The 18,094-nt window shown below is 70.5% G+C and carries 18 protein-coding genes and 1 pseudogene; 9 read left to right on the top strand and 10 right to left on the bottom strand.

The window, feature by feature from the left end; genetic code table 11:
* Positions 1 to 3: 3 nt before the first annotated feature.
* Positions 4 to 312, bottom strand: a pseudogene (locus AB0I71_RS03940) (SRPBCC domain-containing protein); the annotation flags it as partial.
* Positions 313 to 393: 81 nt separating this feature from the next.
* Here AB0I71_RS03940 and AB0I71_RS03935 point away from each other — a divergent pair.
* Together AB0I71_RS03935 and AB0I71_RS03930 are read left to right on the top strand one after the other, a co-directional pair.
* Entirely contained in the window at positions 394 to 951 is a 558-nt protein-coding gene (locus AB0I71_RS03935; protein ID WP_357581743.1) for an RNA polymerase sigma factor, read from the top strand.
* The gene (locus AB0I71_RS03930) at positions 948 to 1,694 is read left to right on the top strand and encodes a hypothetical protein (RefSeq protein ID WP_357581742.1); all 747 of its coding nucleotides are present in this window, start codon (positions 948 to 950) and stop codon (positions 1,692 to 1,694) included. Before AB0I71_RS03935 ends, AB0I71_RS03930 begins: the two co-directional genes overlap by 4 nt.
* Positions 1,695 to 1,775: 81 nt before the next feature.
* Here the strand turns inward: AB0I71_RS03930 and AB0I71_RS03925 are convergent, their stop codons facing one another.
* The 5 genes from AB0I71_RS03925 to AB0I71_RS03905 all read right to left on the bottom strand — a co-directional run bounded on the left by AB0I71_RS03925 (position 1,776) and on the right by AB0I71_RS03905 (position 6,466).
* Positions 1,776 to 4,037: a catalase gene (locus AB0I71_RS03925; protein ID WP_357581741.1), complete on the bottom strand. Its 2,262-nt coding sequence runs from the start codon at positions 4,035 to 4,037 to the stop codon at positions 1,776 to 1,778.
* Positions 4,038 to 4,139: 102 nt separating this feature from the next.
* Positions 4,140 to 4,637, bottom strand: coding sequence for an SRPBCC family protein (locus AB0I71_RS03920; protein WP_357581740.1), 498 nt, complete (start codon positions 4,635 to 4,637; stop codon positions 4,140 to 4,142).
* Positions 4,634 to 4,996, bottom strand: a complete 363-nt coding sequence (locus AB0I71_RS03915) for a metalloregulator ArsR/SmtB family transcription factor (RefSeq protein ID WP_357581739.1) — start codon at positions 4,994 to 4,996, stop codon at positions 4,634 to 4,636. The genes AB0I71_RS03920 and AB0I71_RS03915 overlap by 4 nt, the downstream gene beginning before the upstream one ends.
* 36 nt (positions 4,997 to 5,032) lie before the next feature.
* On the bottom strand, positions 5,033 to 5,650 hold the full coding sequence (locus AB0I71_RS03910) for a class I SAM-dependent methyltransferase (protein WP_357581738.1): 618 nt from the start codon (positions 5,648 to 5,650) through the stop codon (positions 5,033 to 5,035).
* Between the two features lie 96 nt (positions 5,651 to 5,746).
* The gene (locus AB0I71_RS03905; protein WP_357581737.1) at positions 5,747 to 6,466 is read right to left on the bottom strand and encodes a hypothetical protein; all 720 of its coding nucleotides are present in this window, start codon (positions 6,464 to 6,466) and stop codon (positions 5,747 to 5,749) included.
* A gap of 56 nt (positions 6,467 to 6,522) precedes the next feature.
* Here AB0I71_RS03905 and AB0I71_RS03900 point away from each other — a divergent pair, with 56 nt between their 5' ends.
* Together AB0I71_RS03900 and AB0I71_RS03895 are read left to right on the top strand one after the other, a co-directional pair.
* The gene (locus AB0I71_RS03900) at positions 6,523 to 7,317 is read left to right on the top strand and encodes a MerR family transcriptional regulator (protein ID WP_357581736.1); all 795 of its coding nucleotides are present in this window, start codon (positions 6,523 to 6,525) and stop codon (positions 7,315 to 7,317) included.
* A gap of 44 nt (positions 7,318 to 7,361) precedes the next feature.
* Entirely contained in the window at positions 7,362 to 8,321 is a 960-nt protein-coding gene (locus AB0I71_RS03895; protein WP_357581735.1) for a TIGR03557 family F420-dependent LLM class oxidoreductase, read from the top strand.
* 20 nt (positions 8,322 to 8,341) lie between these two features.
* Here AB0I71_RS03895 and AB0I71_RS03890 read toward each other — a convergent pair whose 3' ends face one another.
* Together AB0I71_RS03890 and AB0I71_RS03885 are read right to left on the bottom strand one after the other, a co-directional pair.
* Entirely contained in the window at positions 8,342 to 8,656 is a 315-nt protein-coding gene (locus AB0I71_RS03890; RefSeq protein ID WP_357581734.1) for a DUF2470 domain-containing protein, read from the bottom strand.
* Positions 8,653 to 9,294, bottom strand: coding sequence for a biliverdin-producing heme oxygenase (locus AB0I71_RS03885; protein WP_357581733.1), 642 nt, complete (start codon positions 9,292 to 9,294; stop codon positions 8,653 to 8,655). Before AB0I71_RS03885 ends, AB0I71_RS03890 begins: the two co-directional genes overlap by 4 nt.
* A gap of 132 nt (positions 9,295 to 9,426) precedes the next feature.
* On the opposite strand from AB0I71_RS03885, the gene AB0I71_RS03880 reads away from it, so the two are divergent.
* The 4 genes from AB0I71_RS03880 to sthA all read left to right on the top strand — a co-directional run bounded on the left by AB0I71_RS03880 (position 9,427) and on the right by sthA (position 13,485).
* Entirely contained in the window at positions 9,427 to 9,819 is a 393-nt protein-coding gene (locus AB0I71_RS03880; RefSeq protein WP_357581732.1) for an SCO5389 family protein, read from the top strand.
* Entirely contained in the window at positions 9,809 to 10,957 is a 1,149-nt protein-coding gene (locus tag AB0I71_RS03875; RefSeq protein WP_357581731.1) for an LLM class flavin-dependent oxidoreductase, read from the top strand. The genes AB0I71_RS03880 and AB0I71_RS03875 overlap by 11 nt, the downstream gene beginning before the upstream one ends.
* Positions 10,958 to 10,978: 21 nt before the next feature.
* A complete protein-coding gene (locus tag AB0I71_RS03870) occupies positions 10,979 to 11,950 on the top strand; it encodes an ATP-binding protein (RefSeq protein ID WP_357581730.1) in 972 nt (323 codons plus the stop codon).
* Between the two features lie 131 nt (positions 11,951 to 12,081).
* Entirely contained in the window at positions 12,082 to 13,485 is a 1,404-nt protein-coding gene (gene sthA / locus AB0I71_RS03865; RefSeq protein WP_357581729.1) for a Si-specific NAD(P)(+) transhydrogenase, read from the top strand.
* Between the two features lie 63 nt (positions 13,486 to 13,548).
* Here sthA and aceB read toward each other — a convergent pair whose 3' ends face one another.
* Positions 13,549 to 15,159, bottom strand: a complete 1,611-nt coding sequence (gene aceB / locus AB0I71_RS03860) for a malate synthase A (protein WP_357581728.1) — start codon at positions 15,157 to 15,159, stop codon at positions 13,549 to 13,551.
* Complete coding sequence (gene aceA / locus AB0I71_RS03855; RefSeq protein WP_281562635.1) at positions 15,156 to 16,427, bottom strand: isocitrate lyase; 1,272 nt, start codon at positions 16,425 to 16,427, stop codon at positions 15,156 to 15,158. The genes aceB and aceA overlap by 4 nt, the downstream gene beginning before the upstream one ends.
* Before the next feature lie 215 nt (positions 16,428 to 16,642).
* On the opposite strand from aceA, the gene AB0I71_RS03850 reads away from it, so the two are divergent.
* Positions 16,643 to 18,037: a short-chain fatty acyl-CoA regulator family protein gene (locus tag AB0I71_RS03850; protein ID WP_357581727.1), complete on the top strand. Its 1,395-nt coding sequence runs from the start codon at positions 16,643 to 16,645 to the stop codon at positions 18,035 to 18,037.
* Positions 18,038 to 18,094: the final 57 nt, after the last annotated feature.

The raw sequence follows: 18,094 nt of genomic DNA, 5'->3' as shown, positions 1-18,094 counted from the left end.
CAGTCAGGCCGCCTCGACGAGCCGGGCGAGATTCGCCAGCGCCATCCGGGTGCCGGTCTCGTTGTCAGTGTCCGGGACGGCGTCCGGGATGCCCTCGTGCACCACCAGGACGTCCGTCCCACCACCCGGGGCATCGGTAAGCGTGGTGGTCATCGTCATGGCGCCCCGCAGCGCCGGATCCTCGGTCTCGAACTCCAGCACCTCGACCACCCGCTCGTCCGGCACCAGCCGGGCGAAGTGCCCGTGGTAGGTGCCCGTCTGCGGCGCCGACTTGCCCACCCCGTCCGGGGCCGCATAGCTGAGCGAGACGCGGAACCTCCTCCCGCTTCTTCGCCACGTTGCCCGATCCTAGGGATCGCGGTAAGTTCCGGCCCAGCTCGGACACTACCTGGTGTGGAACGCGACGATTCAGCCAAGCAGCAGGAGCAGCGACTCGTCACGCTGTGGACCGAGTACGCACCCCGGGTGATGGCGTACGCCCTGCGACACGTGGATCCGGACACCGCCCAGGAGGTGGTGTCGGAGACGTTCCTGGTGGCCTGGCGACGACTGGCGAGGGTGCCGGACGACCCCCTGCCCTGGCTGCTGGTGGTAGCCCGCAACACCATCGCAAACCTGCGCCGCTCGGCGCACCGACAGTCCCGGGTGGCCGTCGAACTGGAGCGGTTCCGGCACGTCGCCGAGCCAGCGACCGCCGCCGACGTGCTCGCCACCGAACGCGCGGAGGTGCTGACCCGGCTTGCCGCGCTGACTCCCACCGAGCGGGAAGCAGTGCTGCTGGTCGCCTGGGACGGCCTGACCCCGAGGCAGGCGGCCAGGGTCGCCGGCTGTTCGGTTCCGACCTTTCACGTACGGCTCTCCCGGGCTCGGCGGCGGCTCGACACCGACCCGCCTGTCCGGGCCGACCCCAAGACCCCACGTCCGGTCCCGTTCGCTGGAGGCACCGCATGACCGACAAGCGCGACCTGATCCACACTCTGGAGAAGCTCAGGCCGGGCACCACCGTGACGGACCAGTGGCCGACAACGGCCCGGGAGGCCGCGCTGGATCGGCTACTGAACGCCTTGCCTCCACCCGTTCGGCGCACGGGTGGCCGACGGATGCTGCTCACCGCCACGCTGACCGTCGGTTTCGTGGCCTCCGGTGCGGGCGTCGCCGCCGCCGGTGGGCTGCTGCCGGAGTCGTTCACCGGCCCGCTGTCGTTCTGGTCCGCAGAAGCGAAAGACACGGTGAACGCTCAACAGGCCCGGCGGGTGGCCCAGACGCCAGGCCCCGACGGCCTGGTGCTGTCGGTCTGGTCCGCCACCGCCCCGGACGGCACCACCTGCGTCGCCCCCTTGTTCGAGCCGCCCGGCGACCTGGACCGCCCGGCACCGGCGAACTTCACGCTCGCTGGTGGCCAGTGCGCCCGGCCCGAAGACTCGGAGCCGTTCGCCAGCACCGGCGCATCGACCGACGCGAACGACCGGCACACCATGTGGGTCAACGCCGGGAACGTGGCGCGGGCGGAACTCCTGCTCTCCGACGGGACCGTCCGGCCGGCGATGCTCACGGACGAACTTTTTGTCTTCTGGTACGTGGCCAACAGGACCATCGACCCGCCGACGCTTGTCGGTTATGACGCGACCGGCACGGTGATCGCGGAACGATCGCTGCCCGACCTGACCGGCCTCGAGCCCCGTGTGGTCCGTTGAGAACCAAGCCATATGAATCTTGGTCCGTGAGCGCCCTCCTGGGGGCGCTCACGGACCAAGATCTTCTGATCTGGAGGTGGGTCAGGCGACGGTGGCGGGGAATCTTTCCCAGACGCGGTGGTTGGCCATCAGGTCCCGCACGGTGTCTAGGACATCGCTGGCGGAGTCGGCGGTGACCACGCCGGGGGTGCCGGTGACGCCGGCCTGCTCCAGCACGGTGACGCCGGTCCCCCACGCGCCGATGGCCTTGGCGTGCCGCCAGCACTCCTCCACCATCAGCAGCACCCGGGGGTCGACCGTGGTCGAGCCGGGCGCGCCCGCCTTGGCGTCGCGGGCCGGCAACGCGTCGGGTGCCGGCGCGGGCGCCGAGGCGAGCAGGAGCGCGTCGAGTTCGACCGAGCGGCCGGTGGCGAAGCTCCGTTGGGCGGGCAGGTCACCGATCGTTCCGCCGTGCGGCGCGATCAGCAGCGGCACCATGTCGGCGGCGAAGACCGCCTCGCGGACCGCCCGGACGCTGTCCAGGTCGGCCTCGGTGTCGACGACGATGCCGACCATCCGGCCGTCGGCCGGCCACTGCCGTCCGACCTGGGAGAGCGCGGGGCTGGGCTCGACGTCGGCCAACGGCACTGTCGGTTCCGGCGCGGGCAGCCCGAGACCGGTGGCGACCTGTTCGCAGAGCACCGGGTCGATGTTGGCCAGGCACTGGAGCTGACGTTCCTTGATCGCCTGGTGGTAGCACTTGCCCAGTTCGAAGGTGTACGCCCGGATGATGTGTTCCCGCTCGACCGGAGACATGCTCAGCCAGAACAGGCGGGCCTGGCTGAAGTGGTCGTCGAACGAGGCGGGGTTGGCGCGTACCTTGGGAGCCTGCGCGACCTGCACCGGCACGTCGACGAACGGGTGGTCGTCGTCGCCGGCCGGGAACGGGTTGCCGCCGTCGAGGGAGTTCGGCCGGTACGGGGCCACACCGGCGTGGACGGCGTGCTGGTGGAAGCCGTCACGCAGCATGTCGTTGACCGCGGCGTGCGGTCGGTTGATCGGGATCTGGGAGAAGTTCGGCCCGCCCAGTCGGGTCAGCTGCGTGTCGACGTACGAGAAGAGCCGGCCCTGGAGCAGCGGGTCGTTCGTGACGTCGATGCCGGGTGGCAGGTGTCCCACGTGGAAGGCGACCTGCTCGGTCTCGGCGAAGAAGTTTCTCGGGGTGCGGTTCAGCGTCAACTTGCCGACCGGCTGCACCGGTGCGAGTTCCTCCGGCACGATCTTCGTCGGGTCGAGCAGGTCGATACCGGCGAAGGTCTCCTCGGGGGTGTCCGGGAAGATCTGGAGGCCGAGTTCCCACTCGGGGAAGGCCCCGGCCTCGATGGCGTCGTAGAGGTCACGCCTGTGGAAGTCCGGGTCCATGCCGCTGAGCAGCTGGGCCTCCTCCCAGACCAGGGAGTGCACACCCAGTTTCGGCTTCCAGTGGAACTTGGCCAGCACCGTCTCCCCGGCGGCGTTGACCAGCCGGAAGGTGTGCACGCCGAAGCCTTCCATCGTCCGGTAGGAGCGGGGGATGCCCCGGTCGGACATGTTCCACATGGTGTGGTGCTGCGCCTCGGTGTGCAGCGAGACGAAGTCCCAGAAGGTGTCGTGCGCGCTCTGGGCCTGCGGGATCTCGCGGTCGGGGTGCGGCTTGCCGGCGTGGATGATGTCGGGGAACTTGATGGCGTCCTGGATGAAGAAGACGGGCATGTTGTTGGCGACCAGGTCGAAGGTGCCCTCGTCGGTGTAGAACTTCGTGGCGAAGCCCCGGGTGTCGCGGACGGTGTCGGCCGAGCCGCGTGAACCGAGGACCGTGGAGAAGCGGACGAAGACGTCGGTGGTCCGGCCCTTCTTCAGGAAGCCCGCCCGGGTGACGGCTTCGGCGGTGCCGTACGCGGTGAACTCGCCGTGGGCGCCCGCGCCGCGGGCGTGCACCACCCGCTCGGGGATGCGCTCGTGGTCGAAATGGGTGATCTTCTCCCGCAGGTGGTGGTCCTGGAGCAGGACCGGCCCGCGCGGACCGGCCTTGAGGGAGTGGTCGGTGTCCCGCAACCGCGCGCCCTGCGCGGTGGTGAGGAAGGCGCCCTGCTGACCGTTGGCGCTGGCCGGCGCGCCGGTCTCGGCGCCGGTCGGCGTACGGGTCTGCGGGGCGCCCTGCTCTGGTTTCGGCGGCAGCGGTTCGTGCGGCGTCGTCGGCTCATCGAGCGTCGGCGGCGCGCTGCCCGGCGCACCGGGCACCTCGGGGGTGAGGGCGTCGGTCACCTTCTCCGCCGCGGCCTCCACGACATCCTTTACCGCCTTGGCGGGGTTGCGGGCATTCATCTCGACAGGTACCTCCCTGGGGCACGAGAGCCAGATGTCAGGGCGGTACCCGGGGTAGACCGAGCAAAACGGAGCGAAAGGCGCGGATGTGGGTATCCTCGATCACTCTGGCCGCAGCTGCTCGTAGTACGCCTTCATCGGCGGGTGGTAGTCGTCGAACGACGGCAGCGCCGCGCCGTCGCGGGCGGCCACCAGGCAGTCGAGGTAGTACTCCCAGCCCGGGCCCACCTCACCGATGCCGGTGGCGTCGTCGAGGTGCTGCACGAAGCGCAGCTCGGTCCGTTCGCCGTCGGAGGTCAGCAGCAGTTCCAGCACCCAGTGGCCGTACTCGTCGCGCATCGACACGGCCAGCCGCCGGGGCGGCTCACACGCGTCGATCCGCAGGTCGGACCAGGGCGCTCCCTCTTCGAAGGCCATCCGCACCCGGACCGTCCGGCCGGGCGCGGCGTCGCCCTCCCAGGGCCCGAACCATCGTGCCGTGCGTTCCGGTTCGGTGAGGCTGGCCCAGACGTCGTCGATCGGGGCGGAGAAGGTACGGGTGAGAACCAGGTCGACGCCGTTCTCGGCGCCGAAGAGTCGGCCGGTCGGTGTGCGGGTCATGCGGTTCGCTCCTGTGGGGCGGATGGCGAGTCGCCGGTACGGCGGTCGCGGCGGGCACGGTAGACCTCGGTTTCCAGGGCGTCGAAGTGACGTTCCCAGCGGTCGGTCCGGGTGAACCGGGACAGCCACCGGACCAGCTCGGCGAACCGGGTCGGATCCAGCTCGTAGAACCGCTGGCGGCCGACGACGGTGTCGCGGACCAGGCCGCTGTCGCGGAGCACGCGCAGGTGCCGGCTGATCGCCGGGCGGCTGATCTCGAACTCCTCGGCGATCCGCCCGGCTGGCAGCCGGCGTTCGCGCAGCAGTTCGAGGATGCGCCGGCGGACCGGGTCCGCGATCGCGGCGGCAACGTCGTCCACCGCTAAAGCGTAACCGATGAGTTACGTTTCTGTCGGTCAGGTCGTCCGCCGGGCGTGCACGCGTTCGATGGCGCCGTAGGTGAGGCGTTCCGAAGCGACCACCGTGAGATCGAGGTGTCGCAGGGTGTTCAGCGGACGTCGGGTGTAGTGCTCCCCCTGGGTCGGCACGCTCACCAGGTCGACGAGATGCTGGAGGGTTCGCAGCAACACGTTGGACGCGACGACATGGTCGGCGAGCAGCAGGCTGCCGCCGGGCCGCAGCACCCGGACGAACTCGGCGAGGGCGGCACGTTCGTCGGGGACACAGCAGAGGGCGAAGGTGGACACCACGGTGTCGAACCTGCCGTCGGCGAACGGCAGCGCCGTGGCATCGGCCGGCATCAGCGTCACCGCCCGGCCGAGCCCGAGCGCACGCTGCCGGGTGGCCCGCACCATCCGTGGACTCCAGTCGACCCCGACGAGGTCCACCTCGTCGGGGTAGTACGGAAGGTTAAGGCCGGTGCCGACGGCCACTTCGAGCGTCGACCCGGTCGCCCGCCGGCACACCCAGCGCCGGCTGTCGGCGAGCAGGCGTCGCTCGACCGAGGCGACCTTCCGGTCGTAGCCCGCGGCCTGGCCGTCCCAGTACCGGACCAGTCGCTCCCGTCGTGGCATCCGTCGCTCCCGTCCCTTCCGCCCGGCAAGCGGCCGGCACGCGGTGACCAGGATCCTGGCCGGCCACCGAACCGCATCGTGGCACGGCGGTGCTCATCAACCCGGCACGATCCGGTGCCCGGCGGCTGGCGACGCCGTCACAAGCGGCCCGATCGCCCCGCGTCGCAGGCGCCAGCCCAGCATCCCGTACCAGATCATGATCGGCAGGTGCAGAAGGTAGCCGACCTGCTCCAGCGTCGCCGACGGACCGGCCACGCCCGTGGTCCAGGGCAGCACCACCGCGACGAGGCCGGACAACGCGGCGAACGCACCGGCGCGCCGCAGTCCGGCCGGCATCGGTACGCAGACCACGGCGGCCGTCGTGGCGGCGACCCAGAGCAGCCCGGCCAGGTTGACTGTCCACTTCGCGGTGAGCAGGATCGCCCTGGCCGCGGCGACAGCCGACGGATCGCTGGGATCGGCGGCCAGCTGCGTGACGGCCAGGTTCCCCGCGTCGTGCAGCAGACCTGCCAGCCCGGCGGCGGCCAGCAGCCCGCCGGGCAGCACCGCCCGGTGCTGCCCGGCCCGGGCCGTGGCAGCCAACGCCGAGAGGGCTGCGCCGGTGAGCGCCAGCCAGCCGAGGACGTCGAGGGCCAACTCGGTCAGGTGCAGTCCGGCGCGGGCGTGCACGGCGGCCAGCGTGGCGGCCGGATCGCTCGGATTCAGGGTCAGTCCGGATGGCACGACTACCGCCGCACCGGCCACCATTGCCGTCACGGAGGTAAGCAGCAGGACACCGGTCAGCCGGGCCGGATCGATCTGGTGAGCCCATCTCATGGGCGCCGACGCTAGGACTTTGACGCAGCGGCAAGGTCAAGCCACGAGGAGGATCCATGTGGCGCATCGGAGAGCTGGCACGGATGTCCGGGGTGTCGGAGCGCACCCTGCGCCACTACGACAAGGTCGGGTTGCTCCGGCCCGCGGCGGTGGACGCGACCACCGGCTACCGGTGGTACGGCGTGGCCGAACTGACCCGGTTGGAACGCATCAGGGGTCTGCAACGACTCGGTTTGTCGCTGCGCCGGATCGCCGAGCTGGCGGACGCCCCCGAGCCCCAGCTGCACCAGGCGTTGACCGACACGGTGGCGGCGCTGCGCCGCGACATCGCCGCGATGGCCGAAACCGTGGCGGCAGCCGAGGACCGGCTCGCGACGAACAGCCCGATCCTCCCACAGCAGACCCGCGTCGGGCCGCGTCGGCTGCGCGTACGCCGGCTGCGGGTGGCCGACGCGGCCGAGGTGGCGGCGCTGTGCCCGGCACCGTCGTCGACCCTGGTGACCTGGCTGACCGGCGTTCCCACGGGCGCTTTCACGATGGCCGTGACGACCGATGGGCCCGGCCTGGAGCTCAGCCTGCCGGCTCGCGCCGTCATCCGCGCGGTCGTCCCGCAGGGTTGCGGTGTGGTTCGCGCCGGGCAGGACCTGTTCGCCTGGCTGCTCCGTCAGCACCTCTCCCCCGCCGGCCCCACCACGGAGGACCACCTGGTCGACGGCGACGGAGCCACCGCCACCGTGCTGGAGATACCGGTGCGGTCCTCGACCGGGTGCCGACCGGATGGCACCGACCCGACCGACCCGTCACCGGCCGCCGCCACGTCGCAGAATTCATCCGCCAAACCGGCGAACTAGTGCAAAGGTGGCAGGGACGGGCTGGTTCATGATCGGGAGATCTGATGCGGATCGGATACAAGCTGTCCAGCGAGGGCTTCGGGCCGAACGAGATCATCCGGCAGGCGGTACGCGCCGAGCAGGTCGGGTTCGACTTCGTCGAGATGAGTGACCACTTCCACCCCTGGTTGGACAGCCAGGGCCACTCGTCGTTCACCTGGACGGTGCTCGGAGCGATCGCCGCCCGGACCGACCGGATCGAACTGGCGACCGGGGTGACCTGCCCGAGCGTGCGCTACCACCCGGCGGTCATCGCCCAGGCCGCCGCCACGCTCGCCCTGGTCTCCGACAACCGGTTCACCCTCGGCGTCGGTGCCGGCGAGCGCCTGAACGAACACGTCGTGGGCCAGGGCTTCCCCGGGGTCCGGGGGCGCCACGAGCGACTCCGCGAGGCGCTGGAGATCATCCGGCTGCTCTGGTCCGGCGGCTACCGCTCGTACGAGGGAAAGCATCTCCAGTTGGACGACGCCCGCGTGTTCGATCTGCCCGATGAACTACCGGTCATCGCAGTCGCCGCCAGTGGTGAGGCGTCCGTGACCATCGCCGCGGAACTCGGCGACGGTCTGTTCGCCACCGAACCGGAGGCCGACCTGGTGCAGACCTACCAGCGGCTCGGCGGGCAGGGTCCCCGCTACGCCGAGGTCCCGCTCGCCTGGGCACCCGACGAGCGGCAGGCGGTACGGGCGGCCTGGGAGACCAGCCGCTGGGCGGTGACCGGCTGGAAGGTCATGAGCGAACTGCCGAACCCGGTGAACTTCGACGCTGCGTCGCGCACCGTCACCGAGGACGACATCCGGCAGCAGTTCGCCGTCGGTCCCGACCCGGACGTGCACGTCCAGGCGGTGCGGACGTACGTCGACGCGGGCTTCGACCACGTCGTGCTGCAGAACGCCGGTCCCGATCCCGACGGGTTCCTCGACTTCTTCCAGGACGTCCTCGCCCCCCGACTCCGTACCCTCAACTGACCGGCGTAACGGCAGGGTGGTCAGCTCGCATCGGGGCGCGGGGTGACGCCCAGCGCCGCGCAGGCCTGACGGTACATTCTGGCCGCTTCGGCGCGGATCTGGCGGCGTTCGACGAGCCGGGTGGAGAACGGCACCCGCACGACGACGGGTTCGCCGTGCACTGTGGCCACGAAGTCCATCCCGTCGGCGTCCATGCCGGACATCGTCGCTGCCGTGGCCTCCGGCTGACCGCCGAGCCCCTGACAGATCACCCGGCAGTCGTCGGCGTGGTCGGTGTTCATGTGTCGCAGCACCGCCGCCACCACCTCCGGCGGGAACGGGTTCGACGTCGTCACGCCGCACTCTCCCGGACCACGGACCGACCCAACTCGTCGAGCATGTCGGTGTTGAGCCGGTAGGCCCAGGACACCTCGTCCAGGAAGCGCTGCCGTTCCACCTCGTCCCACGGGGCGTTGTCGAGCAACTCGCGGTAGTGCTGCTTGAAGGTACGCGGGTCGAGCCCGGGGAAGAGGAAGAACCGGACGCCGTCGGCATCGAGGCCGAGCGATTCGCGCAGCGCCCGCACCATCACCTGCCCGCCCGAGAGGTCGCCGAGGTAGCGGGTGTAGTGGTGGGCGACGAACCCCGCCGGCCAGGTGAAGGCGACCTCGCGCAGGCGGGCCTGGTACTGACAGGTGGCGGCGCTCGGTGCGATCCGGTCGACCCGCTCCGGGCCGCCCAGGAACTCAAGGTCCGCCACCAGGCTCGGCAACCGGTGCAGCTCGTCGACGACGAAGGGGCCGGCCACCGGGTCGTCGCGCATCGCCTCGGCGGCCTCCTCCAGGGTCTGGTACACCACGTGGAGCTGTTCGAGGAGGGCGGCGTACCCGGCCCGGTCCACCTGGCCGGCCAGCAACGCGTCGAAGTACGTCACGTGCTGCGCGGCCCGGTGGTCCGCCCTGGTCAATTCCCGCACCCGCGCCGCGAACCCCATGACACCTCCTGTTAGGCAAGCCTAACCTACCGTTCTACAGACGACGTGGCGAGCATTGACACCGCCGACAGTGACGTGATGTGCTCGGAATGTAGCGGTAATGACAACCGTGATCGTTAGCTGAGGAGGAGCATGTCTCTCACCGTGTCGCCGAGCCTGCTGCGGGCCGCCGAATCCGGCCCCGTCGACGACGAGGCGTTCGTGGCCTGCGTCCGCGAGTCACTGCCGTACGCCTGGCAGACCGTCAGCCGGGTGGCGGCGGAACTGGCGTCCTCCGACGCCGAGTTCGCCGACAACCACGTGCCCCCGCCGAGCGAGGCGGAGCGGGGCCAACTGTTGCGCGCGTTGGCCAGTGACGCCATCCGGTCCAGCCTGGAGCGTCACTTCGGCGTCAAGCTCGCCTTCCAGAACTGCCACCGGATCGCGGCGTTCCGACCGTCCGCCGTCGACTCCGACACGTACCGCCGGTTCATCTCGGTGCGGGGCCAGTTGCTCAACCAGTCTCCCGAGCTGCGTGACTGCTGATCCGAGCGAGGCCCGGCGGGCCGGTCAGGGCGTACGCGCGCATCTGTTCCTGCTCGCCGGGCAACGCCCCGGCCACTCGCACGCCGAGGCTCTGGCGACCGCCCACAGCTACGGACAGGCGGCCGAGGCCGCCGGGTTCGCCGGGGTGTGGATCGCCGAGCACCACTTCATCTCCTACGGAGTGTGCCCCTCGGCGATCACCTTCGCCGCGCACCTGCTCGGAGCGACCCGCCGCATCGAGGTGGGCACCGCGGCGTGCATCCTGTCCAACCGCCACCCGGTGGCGCTGGGCGAGGAGGCGGCACTGCTGCATGAGCTGTCCGGTGGGCGGTTCCGACTCGGTGTCGGCAGGGGCGGGCCCTGGGTGGATCTGGAGGTCTTCGGCACCGGAACGGAGCGGTTCGCGCACGGCTTCCACGACTCGCTGGAACTGCTGACCCGGTGGCTGTCCGGGCAGCCGACGGTGGCCGGGAACCACCGTTTCCCGTTCCGTACGGTCACGGTGGTGCCGCGACCACCCGGCCGGTTGCCCGTGTGGGTCGCGGCCACCTCGACCGGGACAGTCGATCTCGCCGCCCGGCACGGCCTGCCGCTGCTGCTCGGCCTGCACGCCGACCTGGCCGAGAAGGCGGAGCTGCTCGACCGCTACGCGCGGGTGGCCGCGACGCACGGCCACGATCTCGCCGGCATCGGTCACGCCAGCGCCCATCTCGCCCAGGTGTCCCGGACCGACGAGGAGGCGGCAGGGGTGGTGGCCAACGGACTCCCCCCGCTGCTGGCCGGCACCCGGGAGTACGTGCGGCTGGACGGCGCACCGGCCGGGCAACGGGATCCGGCCGGATACGTCAAGCACCTGATCGACATCCATCCGGTGGGCTCACCGGACCGCTGCCGGCAGGCGGTCGCCCGGGCGGCGGCCCTGCCCGGCGTACGCCATCTGTTGTTCATGGTGGAGGCTGGCGGCGGGCCCGAGATCGGCCTGGCCAACATCAGCCAGCTGGCCACCGACGTGCTCGACCTCGCTCCGGGAGACCAACGGCAGCGGACGCCACAGACACCGGCGAGCCGGTCGGCGGGTTCGGCGCCGCTCGCCGACGCGACCCGATACCATGGGGTTCATGGAAACGGTTACCGTTAGCATCTGGGTGGAGGGGTGCCGATGAAGATCGCCTTCGTCGGTAAGGGTGGCAGTGGCAAGACCACCCTCGCCGCGCTCCACGCCCGCCATCTCACCGCCGAAGGTCGTCCGGTGCTGGCCATCGACGCGGACATCAACCAGCATCTCGCCGTGGCCCTGGGTGGGCCGGCCGCCGTCAGCGAGATGCGGCCGTTGAGTGAGCACCTGCCGGCGATCAAGGAGTACCTGCGCGGCGACAACCCGCGCATCGCCTCGGCTGCGCACATGGTGAAGACCACCCCGCCGGGACGAGGCTCCCGGCTGCTGCGCGTGGTGGAGGAGAACCCGATCTACGCGGAGTGCGTCGCCACCGTCGGCGGCGTGCGGCTGGCGGCGACCGGCGAGTTCAGCGCCGAGGATCTCGGCGTGGCCTGCTACCACTCCAAGGTCGGCGCGGTGGAGTTGCTGCTGAACCACCTGCTCGACGGGCCCGGCGAGTACGTGGTGGTGGACATGACCGCCGGTGCCGACTCGTTCGCCTCGGGGCTGTTCACCCGCTTCGACCGCACCTTCCTGGTCTGCGAACCGACGGTACGCAGCGTCAGCGTCTACCGTCAGTACGCCGGCTACGCCCGCGACTACGGGGTGGCCCTGTCGGTGATCGGCAACAAGGTCGAGGACGCCGCCGACGTGGAGTTCCTCCGCGAGCACGTCGGCGCCGACCTGCTGACCTGGATGAGCCGGTCGGCGTACGTGCGCCGCGCCGAGCGCGGCACGGTCGGCCCGCTGCACGAACTCGAGGATGCCAACCGGGCCACGCTGGGCCTGATGGCCGACGCCGTCGACGGCACCGACCAGGACTGGGCGGCATTCACCAGGTGGGCCCACGAGTTCCACAGGCGCAACGCCGAGGCCTGGGCCAACGAACGCGCGGGAGTCGACCTCACCACGCAGATCGACCCGGACTTCCAACTGGGATCGGTCGCCCTCGCCGGAACCACGCCGCACGCCTGAGGCACCACGCTGCCGGGCCGGCAGGCGTCGCGCCCGGCAGCACGCCGGCTTTGTTCCAACCTGGTTAACGTCACCTGCCGGGTACGCGACAGGTCTGGCGCTGGCCGCGACATCTTGCGACGCTGGTGATCGTGTATGACTACGACCTGTTGGTGCTGGGCTCCGGGCCCAGCGGTCAGAAGGCCGCCATCGCCGCCGCCAAGCTGGGCCGACGGGTCGGCCTGGTGGAGCGGCGCGACATGCTCGGCGGGGTGTGCATCAACACCGGCACCGTGCCGTCCAAGACCCTCCGCGAGGCCGTGCTCTACCTGACCGGCCTGAGCCAGCGGGACCTCTACGGCAGCAGCTACCGGGTCAAGGACGAGATCACGGTGAGTGACCTGGCCGCCCGGACCCAGCACGTCATCAACCGACAGACCGATGTCATCCGCAACCAGTTGGCGCGCAACCGGATCGCGGTCATCACCGGCACCGGGCGGTTCGCCGACGCCCACTCGGTCTGGGTGGACGGTGACTCCGGACGCGAATCCAAGGTCACCTTCGACAAGGCCATCATCGCCGCCGGCACCCGGCCGGCCCGACCGGACAGCGTCGACTTCGACGACCGGACGATCGTGGACTCCGACGGGGTCATCAATCTCCAGGCCGTACCCCGAAGCATGGTCGTGGTCGGCGCGGGCGTGATCGGCATGGAGTACGCCTCGATGTTCGCCGCGCTCGGCACGAAGGTCACAGTGGTCGAGCGCCGGGAGCGGATGCTCGACTTCTGCGACGAGGAGGTCGTCGAGTCGCTGAAGTACCACCTGCGGGACCTGTCCGTGACGTTCCGCTTCGGCGAGGAGGTCGCCGCGGTCGAGAAGCACCAGACCGCCGCGTTGTGCGTCCTCAAGAGCGGCAAGAAGATCGTCGCGGACACCGTCATGTACTCGGCCGGCCGGCAGGGCCAGACCGACGGGCTGGACCTGGCGGCGGCCGGGCTGACCGCGGACCGGCGCGGCCGCATCGAGGTCGACGCCAACTACCGCACCGCGGTCGGGAACATCTACGCCGTCGGCGACGTGATCGGCTTTCCCGCGCTGGCCTCGACGTCGATGGAGCAGGGACGGCTGGCCGCGCAGCACGCCTGTGGTGAGCCGGACCGTCCGATGCACGAGTTGCAGCCGATCGGCATCTACACGATCCCGGAGATCAGTTTCGTCGGGAAGACCGAGGAGGAACTGACCGACAGCGCGACGCCGTTCGAGGTGGGCATCGCCCGCTACCGCGAGCTGGCGCGTGGCCAGATCGTGGGTGACTCGTACGGCATGTTGAAGCTGCTCGTCTCACCGGAGGACGGGCGGCTGCTCGGCGTACACGTCTTCGGTACCGGCGCCACCGAGATCGTCCACATCGGGCAGACCGTGATGGGCTGCGGCGGCACTGTGGACTACCTGGTCGACACGGTGTTCAACTACCCGACGCTGGCCGAGGCGTACAAGGTGGCCGCTCTGGACGCGTCCAACAAGATCCGCAACATCACCCGCATCGACGGCTGACGGACGCGACGGCGCCGGTCGGCCCAAACCCGACCGGCGCCCATCCCGCGCGCTGACGCCGACTCAGCCGGCAGCCAGCGCGAGTTCCCGCGTGGGCCCGAGGTGCCGGGCGTACGCGCTGGTGGTGAAGAACGACGGCAGGTCCTCACCGAGGGCGGTCTCCTCGACGATCCGCGCGGCCTGCTCGGCGCGTTCCCGCTCAGCCTCCTCGCGTCCCTCGGTGACCGCTGCCAGTTCCTCGGCGAGCATCGAGCGGACCAGTTCCTCGGTCACCGATCCCCCGCCGGCCAGCGGCGTGCCGTGGTGCAGCCACTGCCACAGCTGGCAACGGGCGATCTCGGCGGTGGCGGCGTCCTCCATCAGGTTCCACAGCGCCACCGCTCCCGCGCCGCCGAGCCAGGCGTCGATGTAGCGCAGCGCCACCGCGACGTTGGCCCGCACCCCGGCCTCGGTGACCTGACCCGGGGTCTTGTCCACCGAGAGCAGCTCGGCGGCGGTGACCGTCACCTCGTCGCGGCGTCGGTCGAGCTGGTTCGGGCGCTCGCCCAACACGCCGTCGAAGACCTCCCGGCAGGTCTCCACCAGGCCGGGGTGGGCGACCCAGGAGCCGTCGAAACCGTCGCCGGCCTCGCGCTGCTTGTCCGCCCGCACCTTGCTCAACGCCATCTCGTTGACCTGTGGGTCGCGGGCCGGGACGAAGGCGGCCATCCCGCCGATGGCGTGCGCGCCACGCCGGTGGCAGGTCCGCACCAGCAGTTCGGTGTACGCCCGCATGAACGGCACGGTCATCGTCACCTCGGCGCGGTCCGGCAGGACGAAGTCCGGCCACTGACCGAAGTTCTTGATGACGCTGAAGATGTAGTCCCACCGCCCCGCGTTCAGGCCCGCCGAGTGCTCACGCAGCTCGTAGAGGATCTCCTCCATCTCGAACGCGGCGGTGATCGTCTCGATGAGCGTGGTGGCCCGGATGGTGCCCTGCGGCAGTCCGAGGTAGCGCTGGGCGAAGACGAAGATGTCGTTCCACAACCGCGCCTCGCGGTGGCTCTCCAGCTTCGGCAGGTAGAAGTACGGCCCCGCGCCGGCGTCGAGCTGCCGTCGGGCGCAGTGGAACAGGTACAGGCCGAAGTCGACGAGGCTGGCCGAGATCGGCCGCCCGTCCACCACGATCCCCTTCTCCACCAGGTGCCAGCCGCGCGGCCGGACCACGATGGTGGCCAGCTCCGCACCGAGTGCGTACCGCTTGCCGCGCGCGTCGGTGAAGTCGATCCGACGGTCCAGGGCGTCGATCAGGTTGAGCTGCCCCCCGACGACGTTGTGCCAGGTCGGCGCGGTGGCGTCCTCGAAGTCGGCGAGCCACACCTTGGCGCCGGAGTTCAACGCGTTGATGGTCATCTTGCGGTCCGGCGGCCCGGTGATCTCCACTCGCCGGTCCTCCAGGCCAGGTGCGGGCGGTGCCACCTGCCAGGTCGGATCGTCGCGGACAGCTGCGGTCTCCGGCAGGAAGTCGGGCAGCTGGCCGGTGGCGTAGCGGTCGCGGCGGGCCCGGCGGGTGTCCAGCAGGACCACCCGACGGGCGGCGAACTCGCTGTCCAGCGCGACCAGGAACTCCAGCGCCTCGGGCGTGAGCACCTCGTCGAACCGGTCGGCCATCGGGCCGATGATCTCGTATCTCACGCGAACTGCTCCTCTTCGGTGGACCCCCGCAGGGCGGTGGTCTCGGCGGCGGGGTTCAGCACGGTGCTGATCAGGTCGAAGTAACCGGTACCCACCTCGCGCTGGTGCTTGACCGCGGTGTAGCCGGCCGGCTCGGCCGCGAACTCCCGCTCCTGGAGCGAGACGTACGCCGACATGCCGTCGGCCGCGTACCCCCGGGCCAGGTCGAACATGGAGTAGTTGAGGGCGTGGAAGCCGGCCAGGGTGATGAACTGGAACTTGTATCCCATGTGGCCGAGTTCCCGCTGGAACTTGGCGATGGTCGCGTCGTCGAGGTGCTTGCGCCAGTTGAACGACGGCGAGCAGTTGTAGGCGAGCAACTGGTCCGGGTACTGCTCCTTGATCGCCTCGGCGAAGCGACGGGCGACCTCCAGGTCCGGCGTGCTCGTCTCCATCCAGAGCAGGTCGGCGTGCGGCGCGTACGCCAGGCCACGGGCGATGCACGGCTCGACGCCGTTGCGAACCCGGTAGAAGCCCTCAGCGGTGCGCTCGCCGGTGACGAACGGCTGGTCCCGCTCGTCGACGTCGGTGGTCAGCAGGGTGGCGGCCTGCGCGTCGGTGCGGGCGATGACCACCGACGGCACGCCCGCCACGTCGGCGGCCAACCGCGCCGCCTCCAGGGTGCGGATGTGCTGGCCGGTGGGGATGAGCACCTTCCCGCCGAGGTGACCGCACTTCTTCTCGCTGGCGAGCTGGTCTTCCCAGTGGACCCCGGCGGCACCGGCCGCGATCATCGCGTTCATCAGCTCGTACGCGTTGAGCACGCCGCCGAAGCCGGCCTCGGCGTCGGCGACGATCGGCGCCAGCCAGTCGATGCCTGAGGTGTCCCCCTCGGCGGTGGTGATCTGTGCGGCGCGCAGCAGGGCGTTGTTGATCCGACGCACCACCGCGGGCACCGAGTTGGCCGGGTAGAGGCTCTGGTCGGGGTAGGTGTGCCCGGCCAGGTTGGCGTCGGCGGCCACCTGCCAGCCGGACAGGTAGATCGCCTTGAGCCCGGCCCGGACCATCTGCACGGCCTGGTTGCCGGTGAGGGCGCCGAGGGCGTGGATGTAGTCCTCACTGTTCAGCAGCCGCCACAGCCGGTTCGCCCCGTGCCGGGCCAGGGTGTGTTCCTCCTGGATCGCGCCACGCAACCGCACCACGTCCTCGGCGCGGTAGCTGCGCCGCACACCCCGCCAGCGCGGGTTGGTGTCCCATTCGTGCTGCAACTGCTCGACCGCGGTAACCATCGTTGCTCATTCCCTTCGAATTCCGTCGTCACCTGGTGACGCTGCGCGAGACGCCGGCCGCCGGGTGTGCAGTCACGGTCACACGACATGCCGAAGGTGGTCGAGAGACGGAAAAAGCCAATTATTGAAAAGTCAACACGCGATTTTGCAAAGTTGTGAAAGCGCCTATTCGCAGCAGTGCTAATGTGGCCCGATCAGGTCGCCGGATCAGGGAGGTGAGGGCCGTCGCCAGGACCTTCGCCGGGGCGCGGTTGCGCCGGATGCGGGAGGAGCGTGGGCTCAGCCAGACGGAGCTGGCCCGGCACCTCAGCATCTCCCCGAGCTATCTCAACCAGATCGAGCACGACAGCCGGCCGTTGACCGTCCCGGTGTTGCTGCGCATCACCGAGCTGTTCGGCGTCGACCCGACCGTGTTCGCCGCGCACGACACCCCTCGGCTGGTCGCCGGCCTCCGCGAGGCGCTGCCCGGACGCGCCGGTCTTACCGAACTCACCGAGCTGGCCACCCGGCTGCCGGAGGTCGCCGCGGCGGTCATCGAGCTGCACCGTCGCTACCAGCAGGCCGACGAGCAGCTCGCCGAGCTGGTCGGTGACCGCGAGCGGATCGGTCGCAGCCCGCACGACCAGGTCACCGAGTTCTTCTACCGGCGGCAGAACTACGTACCGGACCTCGACGAGGAGGCCGAGCGGCTGGCCGGCCGGATGGGACTGCGCCGCGGCGAGGTCCGCGCCCTGCTCCGCGACCGGCTGGCGCAGCGGCACGGGGTACACATCACCCGCGAGGACGCCGCCGCCCTCGGCGGGGAGCTGCACCGGTACCGCCCGCAGACCCGCACCCTGCACCTGTCCACGTCGCTACGTGCCGGGCAGGAGGCGATGCGGATGGCGGCGCAGATCGCGCTGCTGGAGTTCGCCGACGTCATCGACGAGATCGTCGAGTCGGAGGAGTTCGACGACGTGCAGACGCAGATCCTCACCCGGGTCGGCCTGGCCAACTACTTCGCGGCGGCGCTGATCCTGCCGTACGAGCACTTCCTGGCCGCCGCGGAACAGCGTCGTTACGACATCGACCTGCTCACCCAGCACTACGCGATGGGTTGGGAGACCGTCTGTCACCGGCTCAGCACGTTGCAGCGGCCCCGGGCGCGGGGGGTGCCGTTCTCCTTCGTCCGGGTCGACCGGGCCGGCAACATGTCGAAACGCCAGTCGGCCACCGGCTTCCCGTTCTCGCGCACCGGTGGCACCTGTCCGCTGTGGACGGTGTACGAGGCGTTCGGCGCGCCGGGACGGGTGGTGACCCAGGTCGCCGCCATGCCGGACGGGCAGCGTTACCTGTGGATCGCCCGCACCATCACCCGGCACCACGGCGGCTACGGCCAGCCGGGCAAGGTGTACGCGATCGGGCTGGGCTGCGAGGTGCGGCACGCCAGCCGGCTGGTCTACTCCACCGGGATGGACCTGCACGCGGCCGAAGCCGCCACCCCGATCGGGCCGGGCTGCAAGACCTGCGAGCGGATGACCTGCCCGCAGCGGGCCGCCCCGCCGATCAGCCGGCAGCTGGACGTGGACGAGAACCGCAGCACCTTCATCCCGTACCCGTTGCGGACCTGACCACGGTCCCGCGGCCTGCCGCCCGCCCGACGGGGCCGGCGGGGCGTGTCGGCCGCC

It is taken from the genome of Micromonospora sp. NPDC049891 (genome assembly GCF_040660295.1).
GTDB lineage: Bacteria > Actinomycetota > Actinomycetes > Mycobacteriales > Micromonosporaceae > Micromonospora.
This window is presented reverse-complemented; position numbering and strand designations above follow the sequence as displayed.

Excerpts from the sequence above, each read along its gene's own strand:
- AB0I71_RS03900 (WP_357581736.1), top strand. The coding sequence starts at position 6,523 with ATGTGGCGCATCGGAGAGCTGGCACGGATGTCCGGGGTGTCGGAGCGC.
- AB0I71_RS03895 (WP_357581735.1), top strand. The coding sequence starts at position 7,362 with ATGCGGATCGGATACAAGCTGTCCAGCGAGGGCTTCGGGCCGAACGAG.
- AB0I71_RS03910 (WP_357581738.1), bottom strand. The coding sequence starts at position 5,650 with ATGCCACGACGGGAGCGACTGGTCCGGTACTGGGACGGCCAGGCCGCG.
- AB0I71_RS03885 (WP_357581733.1), bottom strand. The coding sequence starts at position 9,294 with ATGGGGTTCGCGGCGCGGGTGCGGGAATTGACCAGGGCGGACCACCGG.
- aceA (WP_281562635.1), bottom strand. The coding sequence starts at position 16,427 with ATGGTTACCGCGGTCGAGCAGTTGCAGCACGAATGGGACACCAACCCG.
- AB0I71_RS03930 (WP_357581742.1), top strand. The coding sequence starts at position 948 with ATGACCGACAAGCGCGACCTGATCCACACTCTGGAGAAGCTCAGGCCG.
- AB0I71_RS03870 (WP_357581730.1), top strand. The coding sequence starts at position 10,979 with ATGAAGATCGCCTTCGTCGGTAAGGGTGGCAGTGGCAAGACCACCCTC.
- AB0I71_RS03880 (WP_357581732.1), top strand. The coding sequence starts at position 9,427 with ATGTCTCTCACCGTGTCGCCGAGCCTGCTGCGGGCCGCCGAATCCGGC.
- AB0I71_RS03905 (WP_357581737.1), bottom strand. The coding sequence starts at position 6,466 with ATGAGATGGGCTCACCAGATCGATCCGGCCCGGCTGACCGGTGTCCTG.
- AB0I71_RS03925 (WP_357581741.1), bottom strand. The coding sequence starts at position 4,037 with ATGAATGCCCGCAACCCCGCCAAGGCGGTAAAGGATGTCGTGGAGGCC.
- AB0I71_RS03920 (WP_357581740.1), bottom strand. The coding sequence starts at position 4,637 with ATGACCCGCACACCGACCGGCCGACTCTTCGGCGCCGAGAACGGCGTC.